This is a genomic window from Micromonospora noduli, from assembly GCF_003264475.1.
In the GTDB taxonomy this organism is placed as follows: domain Bacteria; phylum Actinomycetota; class Actinomycetes; order Mycobacteriales; family Micromonosporaceae; genus Micromonospora; species Micromonospora noduli.
The window spans coordinates 214,674-233,748 of sequence record NZ_PYAC01000042.1; the positions used below are offsets into that span (position 1 = coordinate 214,674).

The window sequence follows — 19,075 nt, forward strand, 5'->3', positions numbered from 1 at the left end:
CCCGGCATTGCCGGGGCAGTCTTTTTGCTACGGGTCGGACGAGAGCTGGGTCAGCTCTTCATCAGCTCCTCAGCCTTGCGCTCCAGGTCCTCGAGACCGCCGCACATGAAGAACGCCTGCTCGGGGAAGTGATCGTACTCACCCTCGCTGATCTTGCGGAACGCCTCGATGGTCTCCTTGATCGGGACCGTCGAGCCCGGCACACCGGTGAACTGCTCCGCCGCGTAGGTGTTCTGCGAGAGGAAGCGCTCGATCCGCCGCGCGCGCTGCACGGTGATCTTGTCTTCCTCGGAGAGCTCCTCGATGCCGAGGATGGCGATGATGTCCTGCAGGTCGCGGTAACGCTGCAGGATCCGCTTCACCTCGGTGGCAACCTGGAAGTGCTCGTTGCCGACGAACTCCGGGGCGAGGATCCGGGACGAGGACGCCAGCGGGTCCACGGCCGGGTAGATGCCCTTGTCGGAGATCGACCGCTCCAGGTTGGTGGTCGCGTCCAGGTGGGCGAACGTGGTGGCCGGGGCGGGGTCGGTGTAGTCGTCCGCCGGCACGTAGATCGCCTGCATGGACGTGATGGCCTGGCCCCGGACGGAGGTGATCCGCTCCTGGAGCTCGCCCATCTCGTCGGCCAGGGTCGGCTGGTAACCCACGGCGCTCGGCATACGGCCGAGCAGGGTGGACACCTCCGAACCGGCCTGCGTGAAGCGGAAGATGTTGTCGATGAAGAGCAGCACCTCCTGCTTCTTCACGTCCCGGAAGTACTCGGCCATGGTCAGCGCGGAGAGCGCCACCCGCAGCCGGGTGCCCGGCGGCTCGTCCATCTGGCCGTAGACCAGCGCGGTCTTGTCGATGACGCCGGACTCGGTCATCTCGGCGATGAGGTCGTTGCCCTCACGGGTGCGCTCACCCACGCCGGCGAAGACCGAGGTACCACCGAAGTTGCGGGCGACCCGCGTGATCATCTCCTGGATGAGCACCGTCTTGCCCACGCCCGCGCCGCCGAACAGGCCGATCTTGCCGCCCTTGACGTACGGGGCGAGCAGGTCGATGACCTTGATGCCGGTCTCCAGCATCTCGGTCTTCGGCTCAAGGTCCGCGAAGGCCGGGGCCTTGCGGTGGATGCCCCACCGGTCGTCGGCCTCGAACGTCTCGCCCTCGGCGAGGTTGAGCACCTCGCCGATCGCGTTGAACACCTTGCCCTTGACCGCGTCGCCCACCGGCACCGTGATCGGCTCGCCGCGGTCGCGCACCTCGGCGCCACGGACCAGGCCGTCGGTCGGCTGCATCGAGATGGCACGGACCAGGTTGTCACCCAGGTGCTGGGCAACCTCCAGGGTCAGCGTCTTCTCACCGCCGGACAGGTTCACCTTCACGTTCAAGGCGTTGAACAGGGGCGGCATGGCGTCGCGCGGGAATTCGGCGTCGACGACCGGGCCGATGACCCGGACCACGCGACCCGTGGCCGTCTTGGTCTCTACTGGTGCAGTCATCACACTTCACTTCCCGACGCGGCCAGCGCGTTGGCGCCGCCGACGATCTCGCTGATCTCCTGGGTGATCCCGGCCTGGCGAGCCGAGTTCATCTCGCGCGTGTACTTCTCGATCATCTCTTCGGCGTTGTCGGTGGCGCTCTTCATCGCCCGCCGACGCGACGCCGACTCACTCGCCGCCGACTCGATCAACGCCGCGTAGATCCGCGTGTTGATGTACCTCGGCAGGAGCGCGTCGAGCAGCGCCTCCGCCTCCGGCTCGAACTCGTACGCCGGCAGCAACCCCTCGGAGCGCGGCCGGTCCTCCACCTGCATCGGACCGATGACCTTGGTGACCGGGCTCTGCGTCATGAGCGAGTGGAACTCGGTGTAGACGATGTGCAACTCGTCGACGCCGAGCACCCCGTCCGCTCCGGCACCGCCGTCGACGTCGTCCGCACCGGCGGTGAACGCCTTGATCAGCGTCTCACCAACGGTACGGGCGTCCTCGAACGACGGCTGCTCGCTGAAGCCGGTCCAGTTCGCCTCGATCGGCCGCTCGCGGAACCGGTAGAACCCGACGCCCTTACGCCCGATGACGTAGAGCACCGGCTCCTTGCCGTCCGCCTTGAGCCGCGCGATCAGCGACTCCGCCATCCTGATCGCGTTGGAGCTGTAACCGCCGGCCAGGCCACGGTCGCTGGTGACCAACAGGACGCCGGCCCGCCGCACCCGCTCACGCGGGGTGAGCAGCGGGTGGTCGATCCGCGCGTTGGACGCCAGCGCCGTGAGCACACCGGTGATGGCCTGGGCGTACGGCAGGGACGCCTGCACCCGGGCCTGAGCCTTGGCGATCCGGCTCGTCGCCACGAGCTCCATCGCCTTGGTGATCTTCTTCATCGACTTCGCCGAGCGGATCCGTTGACGAAGAACGCGTACCTGGGCCGCCATGGGATCAGCTCTCGGCCGGGCGGTCGGTCGCGCCGTCGCGGAAGCGGGTCACCGTCTCGCGGTTCTCGTCGCCCTCAAGCGGCGCGGCCGGCGCGTCGTTGACCTTGCGCTCGTCCTCCTTGCCGAGGAAGACCTGCTTGAACTCGGCGATCGCGCTGTCCAGCGAGCCGATGATGTCATCGTTCCACTGGTTGTCGGCGATGCCGGCCAGCACACCCTGGTGCTTGTGCCGCAGGTACTGGAGGAACTCCGACTCGAAGCGCCGGACCTCGCCCACCGGAATGTCGTCCAGCTTGCCCTCGGTGCCGGCCCAGACCGAGACGACCTGCTCCTGCACCGGGAACGGCGAGTAGTTCGGCTGCTTGAGCAGCTCCACCAGGCGCGAACCGCGGTCCAGCTGGGCACGGGAGGCCCGGTCCAGGTCGGAGGCGAAGGCGGCGAACGCCTCCAGCTCGCGGTACTGGGCCAGGTTGAGCCGCAGCGAACCGGCGACCTTCTTCATCGGCTTCACCTGCGCGGCGCCACCGACCCGGGAGACCGAGGTACCGACGTTGATCGCCGGACGGACGCCCTGGTTGAACAGGTCGGTCTCCAGGAAGATCTGGCCGTCGGTGATCGAGATGACGTTGGTCGGGATGAAGGCCGAGATGTCGTTGGCCTTCGTCTCGATGATCGGCAGACCGGTCATCGAGCCGCCACCCAGCTCGTCGGAGAGCTTCGCGCAGCGCTCCAGCAGGCGGGAGTGCAGGTAGAAGACGTCACCCGGGTACGCCTCACGGCCCGGCGGGCGACGCAGCAGCAGCGACACGGCGCGGTACGCCTCGGCCTGCTTGCTCAGGTCGTCGAAGACGATCAGGACGTGCTTGCCGCCGTACATCCAGTGCTGCCCGATGGACGAGCCGGTGTACGGGGCGAGGTACTTGAAGCCAGCCGGGTCGGAGGCCGGCGAGGCGACGATGGTGGTGTACTCCATCGCGCCCGCCTCCTCGAGCTGCCCCTTGATGGAGGCGATCGTGGAGGCCTTCTGGCCGATGGCGACGTAGATGCAGCGAACCTGCTTCTTCGGGTCGCCGGTGCGCCAGTTGTCCCGCTGGTTGAGGATGGCGTCCAGGGCGACGGTCGTCTTACCGGTCTTCCGGTCACCGATGATCAGCTGCCGCTGACCCCGACCGATCGGGGTCATCGCGTCGATGGCCTTGATACCGGTCTGCAGCGGCTCGTCGACGGACTGCCGGGACATCACGTTCGGAGCCTGCAGCTCCAGCTCGCGGAAGCCCTCGTTGGCGATGTCGCCGAGCGCGTCGATCGGCTCACCGAGCGCGTTCACCACGCGGCCGAGGAAGGCGTCGCCGACCGGAACGGAGAGAACCCGCTCGGTGCGCTTGACGCGCTGCCCCTCCTCCAGCTTGGCGGAGTCACCGAGAACGACGACACCGATCTCCCGTACGTCGAGGTTCAACGCCACGCCGAGCGTGCCGTCCTCGAACTCCAGGAGCTCGTTGGTCATGGTCGAGGGCAGGCCCTCGACGTGGGCGATACCGTCACCGGTGTCGGCGACGGTGCCGACCTCCTCGCGGGAGACGTCGGACGAGTAGGAAGAGACGTAGCGCTCCAGGGCGCCGCGGATCTCCTCCGTCGAGATGGTCAGCTCGGCCATCCTCTGCTTCCTTAAAATTCAGGGGCCCGGGATACCTAGTACCGACCGGTCCGAATGGCGTCTGTCAATCCGGGCGCTGAGCGGTCCAGCCACCCCGACGCTGGGCGGCGGAGCCGCTCAGCCGCGGGGCGGCGAAGCCGATCAGCGCTTCGCGAGCGCGTTGCGGGTCTCGTTGAGGCGGCGCAGGACGGTGCCGTCGTACAGGTCGGAGCCGACCCGCACGCTCACGCCACCCAGGACGTGGGGGTCGACCGTCTGCTTGACGGAGACCTCTCGACCGTATATCGCGGCGAGGCTCACACCCAGCCGGCGCTCCTCCTCGTCACTCAACGGGGCCGCCACGGTGACGTACGCCACCTGACGGTCCCGCCGTTCGGCGGCGAGTTCCACGAGCCGGGTCAGCGATCCGCTGAAGGAACGCCCCCCGAAGCCGGCAAGCGCCACCTCGATGAGGCGGACGGTGGCCAGGTGGGCCTTGCCGGAGAGCAGCTCGCCGACCAGGACCCCCCGCCGGTCCACCGGGACCGCGGGGTTGGACAGCACCGCCGAGAGCTCGGGCTGGCCGGCGACGACCTGCCCGAAGCGGAACAACTCGTCCTCGACCTCGCCGAGATCGCCGGAGGCCTCGGTGCTGGCCAGTGCCGCCTCCACGCCGAGCCGCTCGACGCCGTCGAGCAACTCCGACGGCGCCGACCAACGGCCGGAGACCAGCGCGGCGAGCAGGTCGAGCGCGCCGTCACCGATCTTGCCGCGCAGCATCCCGCCGAGCAGTTCGGCGCGGTCAGCGCCGGACCGGGCCGGGTCCGAGAGGGCCCGGCGCAGCCGCGGCTCGCGCCGCAGCAGCCCGGCAACGGCGAGCAGGTCGTTGGCGGTGTGTGCCACCGTGACCGCGTCGGTGCCGCGGACGTACGCGTCGAGGCGCTCGGCCCCGGCCTTGTACGACTCCCGGCTGGCGGCCTGCATCAGCGGGCCCCCGTGCTCTCGAGACCGCTCAGGAACCGGTCGACGGTGCCCTTGCGCCGTGCCTCGTCGGCCAGCGACTCGCCAACGATCTTGCTGGCCAGGTCCACCGCGATCGTGCCGACCTCCGCGCGCAGCTCGCGCACGATGGTGGCCCGCTCGGCGGCGAGCGCGTCCTTGCCCGCCTGGATGACCCGGTCGGACTCTTCCCGCGCCTTGGCGAGGATGTCCTGCCGGATGCCCTCGGCGTCGGCCCGCGCGTCGTCACGGATCTTGGCGGCGTCGGTCCGGGCCTCAGCGAGCTGGGCACGGTACTGCTCGAGCAGCTGGTTCGCCTCGGCCTGGGCGGCCTCGGCGCGCTTGATGCCGCCCTCGATCGCGTCGACCCGAGCCTGGAACGTCTGCTCCATGCGCGGGAAGACGAACTTCATCAGCACGAAGCAGAGCACGGCGAAGGCGACCGTGCCGACCACGATCTCCTGCCAGATCGGAATGATCGGGTTGTGGTCTGACTCACCACCCTCGGCGGCGAGGAGGAACAACATGGGTGACCTCCCGGTCGGAAGGGGCGGGATCAGCCGGCCCAGATGAAGCCGAAGGCGATGCCGAACAGCGCGAGCGCCTCGATGACGGCGAAGCCGATCCAGACGTACGGCAGGGTCATGCGCGACGACTCGGGCTGCCGGGCGGTCGACTGGATGTAGGCGGCGAAGACCAGGCCAACGCCGATGCCCGGGCCGATGGCGGCGAGACCGTAGCCGATGGCAGCGGTGCTACCGGTGACCTCGGCGAGAACGCTAGCGTCCATTGGTGTGGTTCCTCCTGGTTATCACGCGTGACTCTCACGCGGGACGACAACGGTTGGTGCGTGGATCAGTGCTCTTCGGCGAGCGCACCCTGGATGTAGCTGGCGCTCAGCACGGTGAAGACGTATGCCTGCAGGACGATGACCAGCGCCTCGAGGAGGGTCAGCGCCACTGTCATCACCCAGGAGACCACCGAGATCGGCGCCAGCCAGGCGTTGGCGTTGAGCATCGCGAAGCCGCCGAGCGTGAAGACCAGCAGGAGCATGTGGCCGGCGAACATGTTCGCGAAGAGACGAACGGCCAGCGAGAACGGCCGGATGATGAAGGTCGAGAACGCCTCGATCGGGATCAGCAGCGGCAGGATGTACCACGGTGCCGGGGGGATCAGGGCGTGCTTGAAGTATTTACCGAAGCCGTGGTGCCGGATGCCGATGTAGTTGAACAGCACGTAGCTGATCACCGCGAGGATCGCCGGGAAGGCGATGTGCGAGTTCGGCGAGATCTGGAAGAGCGGAATGATCGCGAACGCGTTCGTCACCAACACGAAGCAGAACAGCGTCGTGAAGTAGGGAGCGAAACGCACGCCCTGGTGACCGATCATGTCGACCGAGATGTTGTTCCGGACGAAGCCGTAGATCGACTCGGCGAACCACTGCTTCTTGGTCGGCACCAACTTCGGGTTCCGATAGGTCGCCAGGAAGAAGATGATCAGAAAGCCGACCGCGACCCAGATCATCAGCGTGAACTTGGTGAACCACGGGGCGTTCTCCACACCCCAGGGCACGATCGCGGGCAGGTAGAAGTCGTCCACACTGGGTGGGAATGCCGCCTGGCCCGCTGCCAGAACGTTCGCCTGTCCGAACACCGTGTCCCTTCCTAAGTAGGCGTGCCGAGCCGACGGACGACGAGGATGATCCCCCCGGTCACGCCGAGCACGACGCCGATCCCGGTGGCGACGCCACCGGTATCGAGCCACTGGTCGACCAGCCAGCCGATGAAACCCCACACGAGCATTCCTCCGATGAGGTAGCTGAGCGCGGTCCAACCCTGACCGGCGCCGGACGGATAATCGTCCGGTTCACCGGCGGGACGGGGGGTTTGGTCACCAGCCATGACGGGGCGAACGATATCAGCCGGGAAGACGAGGCTGTGCCTCACCCCCCGCACAACCGTCGTTGTGTGGGCTTCTCGTGGGCGCCGTCGTCTGTGGGCACGCTACTCCCCTTCCGCCCGTCGGAAAATGACCGGAGGCCGACACATTGCGGCGCGTCCGCTGGTTGGGACGACCGCCAGGTCAGCCGCGCGGCCGGCGAGCATGCACCGCGGTCAGCCACCAGAGGTGCACCGCTGTCCACACTGCCACCCCGGCGACGATGCCAAGGCAGAGAGGGATCAAACCGGGCCAACCGGTCGACGCCACCGCCACCAGCACCACGCCCAGCAGGCTGAACTTCAGCACGTACAGGCCCACCCCGAGCGGCAGCAGCAACTGCGGGTTGACCTGGTCGGCCCGGGCCAGCACCACGGTGGTGAGGGTGTAGCTGAGCACCGTGACGCCCACGCCGACCGCCGCGCCGAGCGCGGCCGTCACGCCACCGGTCACCCCGCCCACCACCGCGGCGACCGCGGCGAGCGCCGCCGACGCGCCCAACAGCACCGGCAGGTGCCGCAGCCGCCACCGTCGGTCGGTGTCCGGCTCGACCACCCCGGGCTCAGCCACGGGGGTACGCCGGGAACGCCGCGACCAGCTCGGACACCTCGGCACCGAGCCGGGTCAACTCGTCGGCCCCGCCCGGAGCACCGGGATCGGTGCGCACCGCACGGGCGATCAGCGTCGCCACCTGGCGCAGCTCCCCCTCGCGCATCCCCTGTGTGGTGACACTCGGCGTGCCCACCCGGATGCCGGAGGCCACCATCGGCGGCTGCGGGTCGTACGGGATGGCGTTCTTGTTCAGGGTGATCGACGCGGCGTCGCAGCGACGCTCGGCCTCGGCGCCGGTCACCCCCAGCTCCCGCAGGTCGATCAGGGCGAGGTGGGTGTCGGTGCCACCGGAGACCGGGCGCATCCCCTCGTCGGCCAGCCCGGCGGCGAGCGCCTGGGCGTTGCTGACCACCTGCCGGGCGTACGTCTGGAACTCCGGCTGGGCGGCCTCGCGCAGCGCGACCGCCTTGGCGGCGACCGCGTGCATCAGCGGGCCGCCCTGGGTGAACGGGAAGACGGCCTTGTCGATCCGCTGGGCCAGCGACTCGCGGCACAGGATCATGCCGCCGCGCGGCCCACGCAGCACCTTGTGGGTGGTGGCGCAGACGACATCGGCGTACGGCACCGGGGACGGGATGGCCCGACCGGCGACCAGGCCGATGAAGTGCGCCGCGTCCACCATCAGGTACGCGCCGACCTCGTCGGCGATCTCCCGGAACCGCGCGAAGTCGATCAGGCGCGGGTACGCGGTGGCCCCACAGATGATCATCTTGGGTCGGTGCGCGCGCGCCAGATCCCGTACCTCGTCGTAGTCGATCTGCTCGGTGTCCGGCCGGACCGGGTAGCCGACCGGGTGGAACCACTTGCCGGAGAAGTTCACCCGGCTGCCGTGGGTGAGGTGCCCGCCGTGCGGCAGGTCCATCGCCAGCACCGTGTCCCCCGGCTGCACCAACGCGGCGTACGCGGCCAGGTTGGCGCTCGCCCCGGAGTGCGGCTGGAGGTTGGCGTGCTCGGCCCCGAAGAGCTCCTTGGCCCGGGCGATGCCGATCTCCTCGGCCCGGTCCACCTCGGCGCAGCCGCCGTAGTAGCGCCGACCCGGGTAACCCTCGGCGTACTTGTTGGTCAGCGTCGAACCGAGCGCGGCCAGCACCGCCGGCGAGGTCAGGTTCTCGCTGGCGATGAGCTGCAACCCGCCGCGCAACCGGTCCAACTCGCCGAGGACCACCCCGGCGATCTCCGGGTCGGTGGCCCTGAGCTGCGCGAAATCAGGCCCCCAGAAGGTGCTCGTCTCGGTCTCCACAGCGAACGAGTCTAGGGGGCCCCAGACTGGGACCTGTGAGATGCCTCGTCACCGGAGCGACCGGCTACATCGGCGGGCGGCTGACGCCGCTGTTGCTCGCCGACGGGCACACCGTGCGTTGCCTCGCCCGCAAGGCGGTGCGGCTGCGCGACGTGCCCTGGGCCTCGGCGGCCGAAATCGTCGAAGGAGACCTGAGTCGACCGGAGACGCTGGCCGCCGCGTTCGCCGACGTGGACGTCGCGTACTTCCTGGTGCACTCGTTGGGCCGGTCCGACTTCGAGGCGGTCGACCGGACGGCGGCGACCAACTTCGCGGCGGCGGCGCGCGCGGCCGGCGTACGGCGGATCGTCTACCTGGGCGGTCCGTTGCCGGCGACCGACGCGGTCCCCTCGCCGCACCTGCGCTCCCGGGCCGAGGTGGGCCGGATCCTGCTGGGCAGCGGGGTGCCTACGGCAGTGCTCCGCGCCGCAGTGATCATCGGGTCCGGCTCGGCGTCGTTCGAGATGCTGCGGTACCTGACCGAGCGGCTACCGGCCATGATCACGCCACGCTGGGTAGGCAACCGGATCCAGCCGATCGCGGTCCGCGACGTGCTGAGCTACCTGGTCGGCTGCACCGCCCTGCCGGAGGAGGTCAACCGGGGCTTCGACATCGGCGGACCGGACGTGCTCACCTTCCGCGAGATGATGCAGCGCTACGCCCGGGTGGCCGGGCTGCGCCGGCGGATCATCGTGCCGGTCCGGGTGCTCACCCCGTCGCTCTCCTCGCACTGGGTCGGTCTGATCACCCCGGTGCCGAACAAGATCGCCCGCCCGCTGGTGGAGAGCCTGATCCAGGAGGCGGTAGCGGACGAACACGACATCGCCCGCTACGTCCCGGACCCGCCGGGTGGGCTGACCGGCTTCGACGACGCGGTGGCGCTGGCGCTGACCAAGGTGCGCGACGCCCAGGTGGAGACCCGCTGGTCGACCGCGAGCGGCCCGGACGCACCCGCCGAGCCGCTGCCCACCGACCCGGTGTGGTCCGGTGGCACCGCCTACACCGACGTCCGGGAGCGGACGGTGGACGCGCCACCCGCGGCCCTCTGGCGGGTCGTCGAGGGCGTCGGCGGCGAACACGGCTGGTACTCGTTCCCCCTCGCCTGGTCGATCCGCGGCTGGCTGGACCGGCTGGTCGGCGGGGTCGGGCTGCGCCGGGGCCGACGCGACCCGCACCGCCTCCAGGTCGGCGAGGCGCTGGACTTCTGGCGGGTCGAGGAGATCGTCCCGGGCGAGTTGCTGCGACTGCGCGCCGAGATGCGGCTACCCGGCCGGGCCTGGCTGGAAATGCGGGTACTGCCGGCCGACGACGGCCGCAGCCGCTACCAGCAACGCGCCGTCTTCCTGCCGCGCGGCCTGCCGGGGCACGCCTACTGGAAGTCGGTGGCCCCGTTCCACGCGGTGGTCTTCGGCGGAATGGCCCGCAACATAGCCCGCAACGCCGAACAACCCCGCTGACCGCCGTGGGTCAGTTGCCGGCTTGGGGTTGGGTTTGGAAGGCGGTTCGTTCGCTCGGCGGGACGAAGTCGCGGACCGGTTGGTCGCGCAGGGCGAAGGCGAGCACCTCGCCGACCGCGTTCACCATCTGGGCCTGCACCGCCTGACCGACCGCGTCCCGCGGATCGTCCGGGTTCGCGGCCATCGAGGCGACAGCGAGCTGCGGCGTGAACGCCACCACCGTCTCCGTCTCGTACCGTTCCGAACTGCCGGTCTTGCCCGCCACCGGACGGCCGAGCTTCGCCCGCAACCCGGGTGCGGTGGCGCCGTCGCAGCGTCCGTACATCGACTGGTCGCCGACCGGACAGCGGGCCGCGTCGGTGGCCGCCCGCGCCACGTCGGGGTCGAGCACCTGTCGGCAGTCCGGCTTGGCGGCGTCGACCGGCCGGCCGCCCGAGTCGGTGATCGAGACCACCGGCAGCGGCGCACACCAGGTCCCCTCGGCCGCCACCGTGGCGTACGCGCTGGCCAGGTCCAACGGGGTGGTCGCTGCCACGCCCAGGGTGAACGGACCCCAGTCCTTCGCGCCGTAACGGGCCAGCTTGGCGTCGGACTCGGCCCGCAGCACGATGCCGAGCCGCTCGGCCATCTCCACCACCCGGTCGGCGCCGACCTTCTCGGTGAGCCAGGCGAAGTACGTGTTCACCGAGCGACCGAACGCGCTCCACATGGTGCGGGGCCCGTCCATCGACGACGGGCTGGAGTTCGCCGGGCACCACCGTCCGTCGCAGCTCGCTCCCCCGGTCACCGGGAAGCGGGTGAGCAACTGGGTCGGCGCCACGAAGTCGGTCGACAGCGGCAGGCCGGACTCCAGCGCGGCCAGCAGGGTGAAGAGCTTGAACGTCGAGCCGCCCTGGTACCCCTCGATCGCGCCGCCGCCGGCGATCAACTGGTTGACGGTGTTCGGGCGGTTCTTCTGCCCGACCGGGTTGTCCGCCACGCTGTAGGCGCGGTTCACCGACATCGCCAGCACCCGCCCGGTGCCCGGTTGCACCACTGCGGTGGGCACCGCCTCGGCCCTGGTCGTCGGATAGATCTTCCGCACCTGCTCGGTGGTGGCCCGCTGTACCCCCGGGTCCAGCGACGACACGATGGAGAAGCCGCCCCGGCGCAGCGTGCGCTGCCGCTCGTCGGCGGTCGCCCCGAACGCGGACTGGCTGCTCCACCAGCGGGTGAACCAGTCGCAGAAGAAGCCCCAGTCGTTGTGGGCGTCGGGCACGCCCGTGCAGTCGTTCGGGGTCTCGCTGGGCCGCAGTTGCAGCGGTTCGGCGCGCGCCGCCGCCGCCGCGTCCGCCGGCACCTGCCCCGACTCCACCAGCCGCTCCAACACGTACGACCGACGGGCCACCGCGCTGTCGGCGTCGCCGTTGATCGGATCGTCGCTGTCCGGCGAACGCACCAGACCGGCGAGCAGTGCCGCCTGGGCCAGGGTCAGCTCGGCCGGGGAGCGGGAGAAGTACCGTTTGCTGGCCGCCGCGATGCCGTACGCCCCGGCACCGAAGTAGGCGATGTTGAGGTAGCGGGTCAGGATCTCGTCCTTGTCGAGTTCCCGCTCCAACGCCAGCGCGTACCGCATCTCCTGGAGCTTGCGGACGGTGGTGAGTTCGGTGGCGGCGTCCCGCTGCGCCTCTGTCAGTCGGGGATCGTTGCTGAGCACGTTGCGGACGTACTGCATGGTCAGCGTGGAGGCGCCCTGCCGGGTCCGGCCGTCGCGCTTGTTGACTGTGAACGCGCGCACCACGCCCCGCAGGTCGACCCCGCTGTGCTGGTAGAACCGGACGTCCTCGGCGGCCACGATCGCCTGGCGCATCACGGGAGCCACCTCGTGCAGCGGCACGTCCACGCGGTCCTCCTGGTAGAAGGAGGTGATCACTGTGGTGCCGTCGTTGGCGTAGAGGTTGGAGCGCTGCGCGGTGGGCGGCGTCCGGAGTGTGTTCGGCAGCTCCGAGTACGGCGTCGACAGGGCGCTGAAGCCGATCCCGAGGACCAGGGCCGCGGGTAGGGCGGCGGCGGCCAGCACCAGACCGGCCAGCACTCCGGCGATCACCACGGTCAGCAGTTTGTCGAGTTGGGCCCGGATCATCAGCTCTCCCCGCAGGAGCCGGTCACGCTAGGACCCGTTCAGAATGACCCGGAACGCCCCTTTAGCCCTGGGTTTTCCCCAAACCCGGAGGAAACTCGCGCCACGCTCAGGGCAGCAGCGCGCCGGCCAGCGGGTGGACCGTCTCCTCGATCTCGTCGGCGACCCGGCTGAAGCACTGGTCGCCACGACCCCACGGGTCGTCCAGATCATCGGTGGCCAGCGCCGAGGCGCCCAGCCGCGCGTCGTGCGCCGCCGCCACCAGCGCCACCCCCCGGGCGTACACGGCCTCCGGGGTGGCGTCACCCGGCGGCAGCGCGGCGGCGTCCACCGCGGCCAGCAGCCGGCCGAACTCGCCCAGCACGAACGTGCGGGCCGCCGCGTCCGGACGAAGCGCCACCACGTACTCCTGCTGGTCGGCGGTGGCGGTCAGGACCAGGTCGGCGGCGTCGATGTGGTCCGAGCGCAGCTTGCGCGCGGCGAACCCGGCCACGTCCCCACCACGGCCGGTGACCTGCCGTGCCGCCGGCGGGTTCATCTCCTCGCCAGCGTGCCAGCCACCCGTGCCGGCGCTGTGGCTGTGCACCAACTCCTCGGCCTGGGCCGGGTCCTGCGAACGCCGGGTCAGCCGCTCCCGCACCGCCAGGGCGAGCAGCCGCTCCGCCATCGGCGAGCGGCAGATGTTGCCCATGCAGACGTGCAGAACAGTGAACGGGGGCACTCAGACCGCCCGACCGTCGACGAGATCCGGAACCACGTCACGCAGCTTCTCCAGCGGGATCGCCCCGGCCCGCAGCAGCTGCGGCACCTCACCGGTCAGATCCACGATCGTGCTGGGCACCGGGTCCGGGCAGGGGCCGGCCTCCAGATAGGCCCGCACCGAGTAGCTGAGCTGGTCACGCGCCTCGTCGGCGGTGACCGCGGCCGGCTGGCCGGTCTTGTTGGCCGACGAGACCGCCATCGGGCCGGTCTCGCGCAGCACCTCCAACGCCACCGGGTGCAGCGGCATCCGCACCGCCACCGTGCCGGTCTTGTCGCCCAGGTCCCACTGCAGGCTCGGCGAGTGCTCGACCACGATCGTCAGGGCACCCGGCCAGAACGCCTCCACGAGGTCCCGTGCGGCAGTGGGCAGCGAGAAGACCAACCCGTCCAGGGTGTGCCGCGAGCCGATCAGCACCGGCGGCGGCATCTGCCGGCCCCGGCCCTTGGCATCGAGCAGCGCCTTCACCGCGTACGGGGTGAACGCGTCCGCGCCGATCCCATACACGGTGTCCGTCGGAAGAACGACCAGCTCGCCGTTCTTGACCGCCTCGATCGCCGCAGCGATGCCGCGGTCCCGATCGGCGGGCGACCGGCAGTCGTAGAGCATCACGAGGAGTCAGTCTGCCACGCCGCCCCGATCGGGGCGTGCTGGCCGTCCGCCCGTCGGGACGCGGTCGCGTAGCGGGGACGCCCGGTGAGGTCCAGATGCTCCGCCACGGCGGTGAAGCCGCCGTCCCGGGCGAGCAGCTCGGGCACCGCCGCGCCGTGGGTGTCATCGTGCTCGACGCCGAACACGCCCCCCGGGCGCAACAGCACCGCCGCCCGGGCGACGACCGGCCGGATCACCACCAGACCGTCCGCGCCGCCGAAGACCGCCTCCGCCGGGTCGTGACCGGCCACCTCCGGCGGGACCACCACGTCGTCCGGCACGTACGGCGGGTTGCACAGCAGCACGTCCACCCGGCCCACCAGCTCGGCCAGCAGGTCCGGCGCTGTCACATCGGCCTCGACGACCTCGATCGGCCGGTCTCCCGCCGCGGCGCGCTCCGCCGCGTTGCGCCGCAACCAGGCCAGCGCCGCCGGGGACCGCTCCACCGCGATCACCCGCGCTCCCGGCAGCTCCTGAGCCAACGCCAGGGCGATCGCGCCCGAGCCGCTGCACAGGTCCACCACCACCGGGTCGGGCCGGCCCTGCGCCTGCTCGACACCCCAGCCGGCCAACAGCTCGGTCTCCGGCCGGGGCACGAAGACACCCGGGCCGACCGACAGCTCCAGGTGCCGGAACCCGGCCCGACCGGTCAGGTGCTGCAACGGCTCGCGCGCGGCGCGGCGGCGCGTCAACTCGTCGAGCCGCACCAGCTGGTCGTCGTTGAGGTCGTCGGCGAGAGCCAACCGACCCCGGGGAACCCCGAGCACGTACGCCGCCAGCAACTCGGCCTCCACCCGGGCGGAGCCGACCCCGGCGGCGGCGAGCGCGCGGGCCGCTCGGGTCACCGCGGCGGACGGCCGGGTGGGGCCTGTCCCTTCGGGGGGGTGTTGCGGCAAAGTACTCACGACATAATCATGAAGCGTCGCGGGCGGCGTGACGAACAGGTGCGCCCAGGCGCGCACGACAGGAGGTTGGCGGGTGGGCTGGCTCGACCGGGTCGATGACCAGGTTGACGCCCTGACGCACGCCCGGGCGTTGCAGGAGGCCAGCCGCTCCGCGGAGGCGTACGTCCTGCTGGAGCGTGTGATCCGCACCACCAACGACCCGGCAGCGCGAGCGGACGCGATGGTGCAGCGCCTCTCCGCGCTGATCAATCTCGGTCGGACAGCGGAGTTCACCCGGGCCATCGAGGAGGCGTCGGCGGCGGTCCGCGACCTCGCCGAGCCCTATCTGCACGGTCACCTCAACGCGCTGGCCGCGCTCGCCGCGCACCACCAGGGCGCACTGGACCGCTGTGTCATGCACCTCGTCCGGGCGGCCCGGGCGCTGGGCGCCGTCGCCGACCCGGACCGGGACACCGCCTGGGGCTGGCACGACCTGGCCATGGCCTACAGCTACCTCAGCTTCCACGGGTACGCCCTGGGGGCCATCGAGCGGGCCCGGCAGCTCGGGCTGACCGCCGGGATCCCGGAGGAGACGTTCGCCGCGCCGGGCATCCGGCTGCGCAACGCCGTGGCCCTGGACCACAACGGCGACAGCGACGGTTGTCTGCGGGTGCTCCGGGACGTGGCCGCCGACCTCACCCGCTTCGTCCGAGCCGGCCGGGCCAGCCAGCTACGCCCGAGCAGCCTCGCCGCGTACGGCTACGCGGCGGCCCGACAGGCCGCGCTCGGCGACCAGGTGGCGACCGAAGGCCCCGAGCCGGCCCGGTTGATCACCCACGGCGGGGACAGCGCCCGCGCCCGTGACCTGCGTCAGCTCGGGCAGGTGTGCCTCGCCGTCGCCGACGGTCGGCCGATCGAGGCGGTCGCCCGACTGGACACCGTCCAGGTCTCCAACGAGACGCTCGGGGCGGCCGAGCCGGCCCGGCTGCGCAGCATCGCGTTGACCCGCGCCGGGGACCACCTGGCGGCGCACCGGGCCGACCGATTGGCGTTCCGGCTCGCCGCGCAACGCAACGACCGGCTGCGCGACGTCTACATCGACGGCATCGCCGCCCGCATCGACCACGAGGAGATGCGCCGCGAGGCGGCACGCTTCGAGGGTGAGGCGTTGACCGACCCGCTCACCGGGCTGCCCAACCGCCGCCGGTTGGAGCGCTACATCACGGCCGTGGTCACCCGCGGCGATCGGGTGGTGATCGGCGTCTGCGACTTGGACGGCTTCAAGGCGGTCAACACCCGGCACGGGCACCACTCGGGCGACCTGGTGCTGCAACGCATCGCCGGTGTGATCAACCGGGTGATGCGTCGGGGCGACTTCGTGGCCCGCTACGGCGGTGACGAATTCGTGGTGGTGCTGCCGGACACCGGCATGACCGAGGCCGCCGAGGTGGCCCGCCGGATCGAGGCCGCGGTCCGCCTGGAGGACTGGGAGTCGTTGGTCCCCGGCACCCCGGTCGGGGTCAGCATCGGCTTCGCCGAGGTCTCCGGTGGCAGCGGGCTACGCGACGCGCTCAGCGTCGCGTTCGAGCAGGCCGACCGCGAAATGCTCCGCGCCAAGACCCGCCCCCGCGCGAGCTGACCCTCCGGGCTGGCATCGAGACGCGCTGCGGCTCGACGCCGCGGTCAGCGGCGGGTCAGCTCGGTGTCGCCGGCGAGCCGGGCGGCGCGGTCGGCCTCGGTGAGGGCGTCCAGCACCCCGTCCAGCTCGCCGCCGAGTGCCAGATCCAGGTTGTACGCGGTGTAGCCGATCCGGTGATCGGTGATCCGGTTCTGCGGGAAGTTGTAGGTGCGGATCCGCTCCGAGCGGTCCACGGTGCGCACCTGCGCCTTGCGCGCGTCCGAGGCGGCGGCGTCGGCCTGCTCCTGGGCGGCCGCGAGCAGCCGGGCCCGCAGGATCCGCATCGCCTGCTCCCGGTTCTGCAACTGGGACTTCTCGTTCTGGCAGGAGACGACGATGCCGGTCGGCAGGTGGGTGATCCGCACCGCCGAGTCGGTGGTGTTCACCGACTGGCCACCCGGACCGGACGAGCGGAACACGTCGATGCGCAGTTCGTTCTGGTCGATCGTGACGTCGACGTCCTCGGCCTCCGGCAGCACCAGCACCCCGGCGGCGCTGGTGTGGATCCGGCCCTGCGACTCGGTCACCGGGACACGCTGCACCCGGTGCACGCCGCCCTCCCACTTGAGCCGCGACCAGACGCCGTTGCCGCCGTCCGGCACACCCTTGGTCTTGATCGCCAGGGAGACGTCCTTGACCCCGCCGAGGTCGGAATCCTGTGCGTCGATCACCTCGGTGACCCAGCCGTGCCGCTCGGCGTACCGGGTGTACATCCGCAGCAGGTCACCGGCGAACAGCGCCGACTCCTCACCGCCCTCACCGGCCTTGATCTCGACGATCACGTCCTTGGCGTCGTGCGGGTCGCGCGGAATGAGCAGCTCGGCGAGCCGCTCCTCCAGCACCGGCAGGGAGCCGGCGATGGCGTCCGCCTCAGCCGCGAAGGACGGGTCCTCGGCGGCCAGCTCGCGAGCCGCGACCAGATCGGCGCGGGCCTGCTCCAACTCGTCGGCGGCCTTGTGCAGCGGCACGAGCTCGGCGTACCGGCGACCGACCCTGCGCGCGGTGGCCTGGTCGGCGTGGATGGCCGGATCGGCCAACCGCTTCTCCAGCTCCGCGTACTCGTCGAGAAGGCCGGCCAGACGCTCGCTGCTCATGCTGCGGATGCTCCTTCGACGGTGCGCGACGACCCGGGCCGGGGCCGGGGGGCCAGCGGCCGGGCGAAAACGGAGGAAAATGCGGACGGCGCCCGCATCCGGCGAAAAACCGGACGCGGGCGCCGAACGAGGAGTTACTTGGCCTTCTTGGCCTGAACCTTGGCGTACTTCTGCTGGAACTTCGCGACCCGGCCGGCGGTGTCGAGAACGCGCTGCTTACCGGTGTAGAACGGGTGGCAGGCGCTGCAGGTCTCGGCGTGGATCGCCCCGCCCTTGGCGGTGCTGCGGGTCGTGAACGTGTTGCCACAGGAGCAGCTGACCTCGGTGGTCACGTACTCCGGGTGGATGTTTGCCTTCATCTCGCCTCGGTCCTCTCGTTGGTGGTCGCCGGGTCGCCGTCATCGCTCGTCGCGCCGTACGCGACGGGCTCGGGCGTGAACCGGAACCGGTGGCCGATTGACCAGTGTGCCATGGGCCTGAGCCGACCCGGTAGTCGGGCCGCACACCTCGTCCGGCATCGTCAACACGTGCCTACCCGTCCGCATTCCCGCCGGCCAACGGGGCATTCGCGCACCCGGCGGATCGCCGCCAGGTACCCCGGCCGGGGTACGCCCGTCGAGCCGGAGGTGCGTCGTTGACCCGCCTGATCGCCACCCGGGGACTGCCCGCCTCGGGCAAGACGACGTTCGCCCGCACGCTCCAGCCCTCAGTGGTCCGGGTCAACCGGGACGACCTGCGCCGGATGCTGCACGGCGAGCGGCTCTTCACCCAGTGGGCCGAGGCCCAGGTGACCGTCGTCCAACGGGCCCAGGTCGAGGCGTTGCTGCGGGCCCGCGCGGACGTCTGCGTGGACGACACCAACCTGCGCTCACGGACGCTGCGTGACTGGGCCGAGTTGGCCGCCCGCCACGGCGCGGACTTCGAGGTGCACGACTTCACCGACGTGCCGCTGGACGAGTGTCTGCGCCGCGACGCCGCCCGGCCGGCCGCCGACCAGGTCGGCGCGGACGCGATCCGCCGGCTGCACGAGCGGTACCTGGAGGGTCGGGAGTTGCCGTTGCCGGTGCCGCAGGCCCGTACCGGACGCCCCGCCGTGGTGCACCCGCCGTCGACCGAGCCACCGGAGATCGTCCTGGTGGACATCGACGGCACCGTCGCGCTGGCCGTCTCCCGCAGCCCGTACGACATGACCCGGGTGGGCCAGGACGAGCCGAACACGGCGGTGATCGCGGCGGTCCGGGCGATGCACGCCGCCGGGTACGGGGTGGTCTTCTGCTCCGGGCGGGACGCCTCCGCCCGCGCGGCCACCGAGGCGTGGCTGGCCCGGCACGTACGAGTGCCCTACCTGGGCCTGCACCTGCGGGCCGTCGGCGACTCCCGGAAGGACTCGATCGTCAAGCGGGAGATCTACGACCGGGAGATCCGGGACCGTTACCGGGTGGCGGGTGTCTTCGACGACCGCGTCCAGGTGGTCCAGATGTGGCGATCCCTCGGTCTCACCGTCTTTCAGGTGGCCGACGGCGACTTCTGAGGTGTCCGGACGGGCCCCTCG

At 70.9% G+C, this 19,075-nt stretch carries 19 protein-coding genes; 3 read left to right on the forward strand and 16 right to left on the reverse strand.

From position 1 onward, the window contains the following. Positions 1-50: 50 nt before the first annotated feature. From atpD to MED15_RS30025, 10 genes are all read right to left on the reverse strand, one after another. Positions 51-1,487, reverse strand: a complete 1,437-nt coding sequence (atpD, locus tag MED15_RS29980) for a F0F1 ATP synthase subunit beta (protein ID WP_112584023.1) — start codon at positions 1,485-1,487, stop codon at positions 51-53. Continuing rightward, positions 1,487-2,416, reverse strand: a complete 930-nt coding sequence (locus MED15_RS29985; protein WP_112584022.1) for a F0F1 ATP synthase subunit gamma — start codon at positions 2,414-2,416, stop codon at positions 1,487-1,489. Before MED15_RS29985 ends, atpD begins: the two co-directional genes overlap by 1 nt. Before the next feature lie 4 nt (positions 2,417-2,420). After that, positions 2,421-4,073: a F0F1 ATP synthase subunit alpha gene (gene atpA, locus MED15_RS29990; protein ID WP_091405887.1), complete on the reverse strand. Its 1,653-nt coding sequence runs from the start codon at positions 4,071-4,073 to the stop codon at positions 2,421-2,423. 141 nt (positions 4,074-4,214) lie between these two features. Next, positions 4,215-5,036, reverse strand: a complete 822-nt coding sequence (locus MED15_RS29995) for a F0F1 ATP synthase subunit delta (protein ID WP_112601149.1) — start codon at positions 5,034-5,036, stop codon at positions 4,215-4,217. Continuing rightward, positions 5,036-5,575 (reverse strand): F0F1 ATP synthase subunit B, encoded by a 540-nt coding sequence (locus MED15_RS30000; RefSeq protein WP_112584053.1) that lies wholly within the window; start codon positions 5,573-5,575, stop codon positions 5,036-5,038. The genes MED15_RS29995 and MED15_RS30000 overlap by 1 nt, the downstream gene beginning before the upstream one ends. A gap of 32 nt (positions 5,576-5,607) precedes the next feature. Beyond that, positions 5,608-5,841, reverse strand: a complete 234-nt coding sequence (locus MED15_RS30005) for an ATP synthase F0 subunit C (protein WP_091405890.1) — start codon at positions 5,839-5,841, stop codon at positions 5,608-5,610. 65 nt (positions 5,842-5,906) lie between these two features. Further along, entirely contained in the window at positions 5,907-6,704 is a 798-nt protein-coding gene (gene atpB / locus MED15_RS30010; protein WP_112584020.1) for a F0F1 ATP synthase subunit A, read from the reverse strand. An 11-nt stretch (positions 6,705-6,715) separates the two neighbouring features. Further along, entirely contained in the window at positions 6,716-6,952 is a 237-nt protein-coding gene (locus tag MED15_RS30015) for an AtpZ/AtpI family protein (RefSeq protein ID WP_091405894.1), read from the reverse strand. Positions 6,953-7,133: 181 nt separating this feature from the next. Further along, positions 7,134-7,559 carry an ATP synthase subunit I gene (locus tag MED15_RS30020; protein WP_181549278.1) on the reverse strand — a complete coding sequence of 142 codons (426 nt, stop codon included), beginning with the start codon at positions 7,557-7,559 and terminating at the stop codon, positions 7,134-7,136. Next, positions 7,552-8,841: a serine hydroxymethyltransferase gene (locus MED15_RS30025; protein ID WP_112584019.1), complete on the reverse strand. Its 1,290-nt coding sequence runs from the start codon at positions 8,839-8,841 to the stop codon at positions 7,552-7,554. Before MED15_RS30025 ends, MED15_RS30020 begins: the two co-directional genes overlap by 8 nt. 35 nt (positions 8,842-8,876) lie before the next feature. Between MED15_RS30025 and MED15_RS30030 the strand changes: the two genes are divergently transcribed. Next, a complete protein-coding gene (locus MED15_RS30030; protein WP_112601148.1) occupies positions 8,877-10,337 on the forward strand; it encodes an SDR family oxidoreductase in 1,461 nt (486 codons plus the stop codon). Positions 10,338-10,347: 10 nt separating this feature from the next. Here MED15_RS30030 and MED15_RS30035 read toward each other — a convergent pair whose 3' ends face one another. The 4 genes from MED15_RS30035 to prmC all read right to left on the reverse strand — a co-directional run bounded on the left by MED15_RS30035 (position 10,348) and on the right by prmC (position 14,772). Further along, positions 10,348-12,459, reverse strand: a complete 2,112-nt coding sequence (locus MED15_RS30035) for a transglycosylase domain-containing protein (RefSeq protein ID WP_112697998.1) — start codon at positions 12,457-12,459, stop codon at positions 10,348-10,350. Positions 12,460-12,565: 106 nt separating this feature from the next. After that, positions 12,566-13,177 carry an arsenate reductase/protein-tyrosine-phosphatase family protein gene (locus MED15_RS30040; RefSeq protein ID WP_112583592.1) on the reverse strand — a complete coding sequence of 204 codons (612 nt, stop codon included), beginning with the start codon at positions 13,175-13,177 and terminating at the stop codon, positions 12,566-12,568. Then, positions 13,178-13,825 carry an L-threonylcarbamoyladenylate synthase gene (locus tag MED15_RS30045; protein WP_091406475.1) on the reverse strand — a complete coding sequence of 216 codons (648 nt, stop codon included), beginning with the start codon at positions 13,823-13,825 and terminating at the stop codon, positions 13,178-13,180. Continuing rightward, positions 13,825-14,772 (reverse strand): peptide chain release factor N(5)-glutamine methyltransferase, encoded by a 948-nt coding sequence (gene prmC, locus MED15_RS30050; RefSeq protein ID WP_112737552.1) that lies wholly within the window; start codon positions 14,770-14,772, stop codon positions 13,825-13,827. Before prmC ends, MED15_RS30045 begins: the two co-directional genes overlap by 1 nt. A gap of 73 nt (positions 14,773-14,845) precedes the next feature. On the opposite strand from prmC, the gene MED15_RS30055 reads away from it, so the two are divergent. Further along, on the forward strand, positions 14,846-16,390 hold the full coding sequence (locus MED15_RS30055) for a GGDEF domain-containing protein (protein ID WP_112583594.1): 1,545 nt from the start codon (positions 14,846-14,848) through the stop codon (positions 16,388-16,390). Positions 16,391-16,434: 44 nt separating this feature from the next. Here MED15_RS30055 and prfA read toward each other — a convergent pair whose 3' ends face one another. Further along, complete coding sequence (gene prfA / locus MED15_RS30060) at positions 16,435-17,523, reverse strand: peptide chain release factor 1 (protein WP_112583595.1); 1,089 nt, start codon at positions 17,521-17,523, stop codon at positions 16,435-16,437. A gap of 134 nt (positions 17,524-17,657) precedes the next feature. Then, positions 17,658-17,882: a 50S ribosomal protein L31 gene (gene rpmE / locus MED15_RS30065; protein WP_030333150.1), complete on the reverse strand. Its 225-nt coding sequence runs from the start codon at positions 17,880-17,882 to the stop codon at positions 17,658-17,660. Between the two features lie 275 nt (positions 17,883-18,157). Here rpmE and MED15_RS30070 point away from each other — a divergent pair, with 275 nt between their 5' ends. Continuing rightward, entirely contained in the window at positions 18,158-19,054 is an 897-nt protein-coding gene (locus tag MED15_RS30070; RefSeq protein WP_112583596.1) for a phosphatase domain-containing protein, read from the forward strand. Positions 19,055-19,075: the final 21 nt, after the last annotated feature.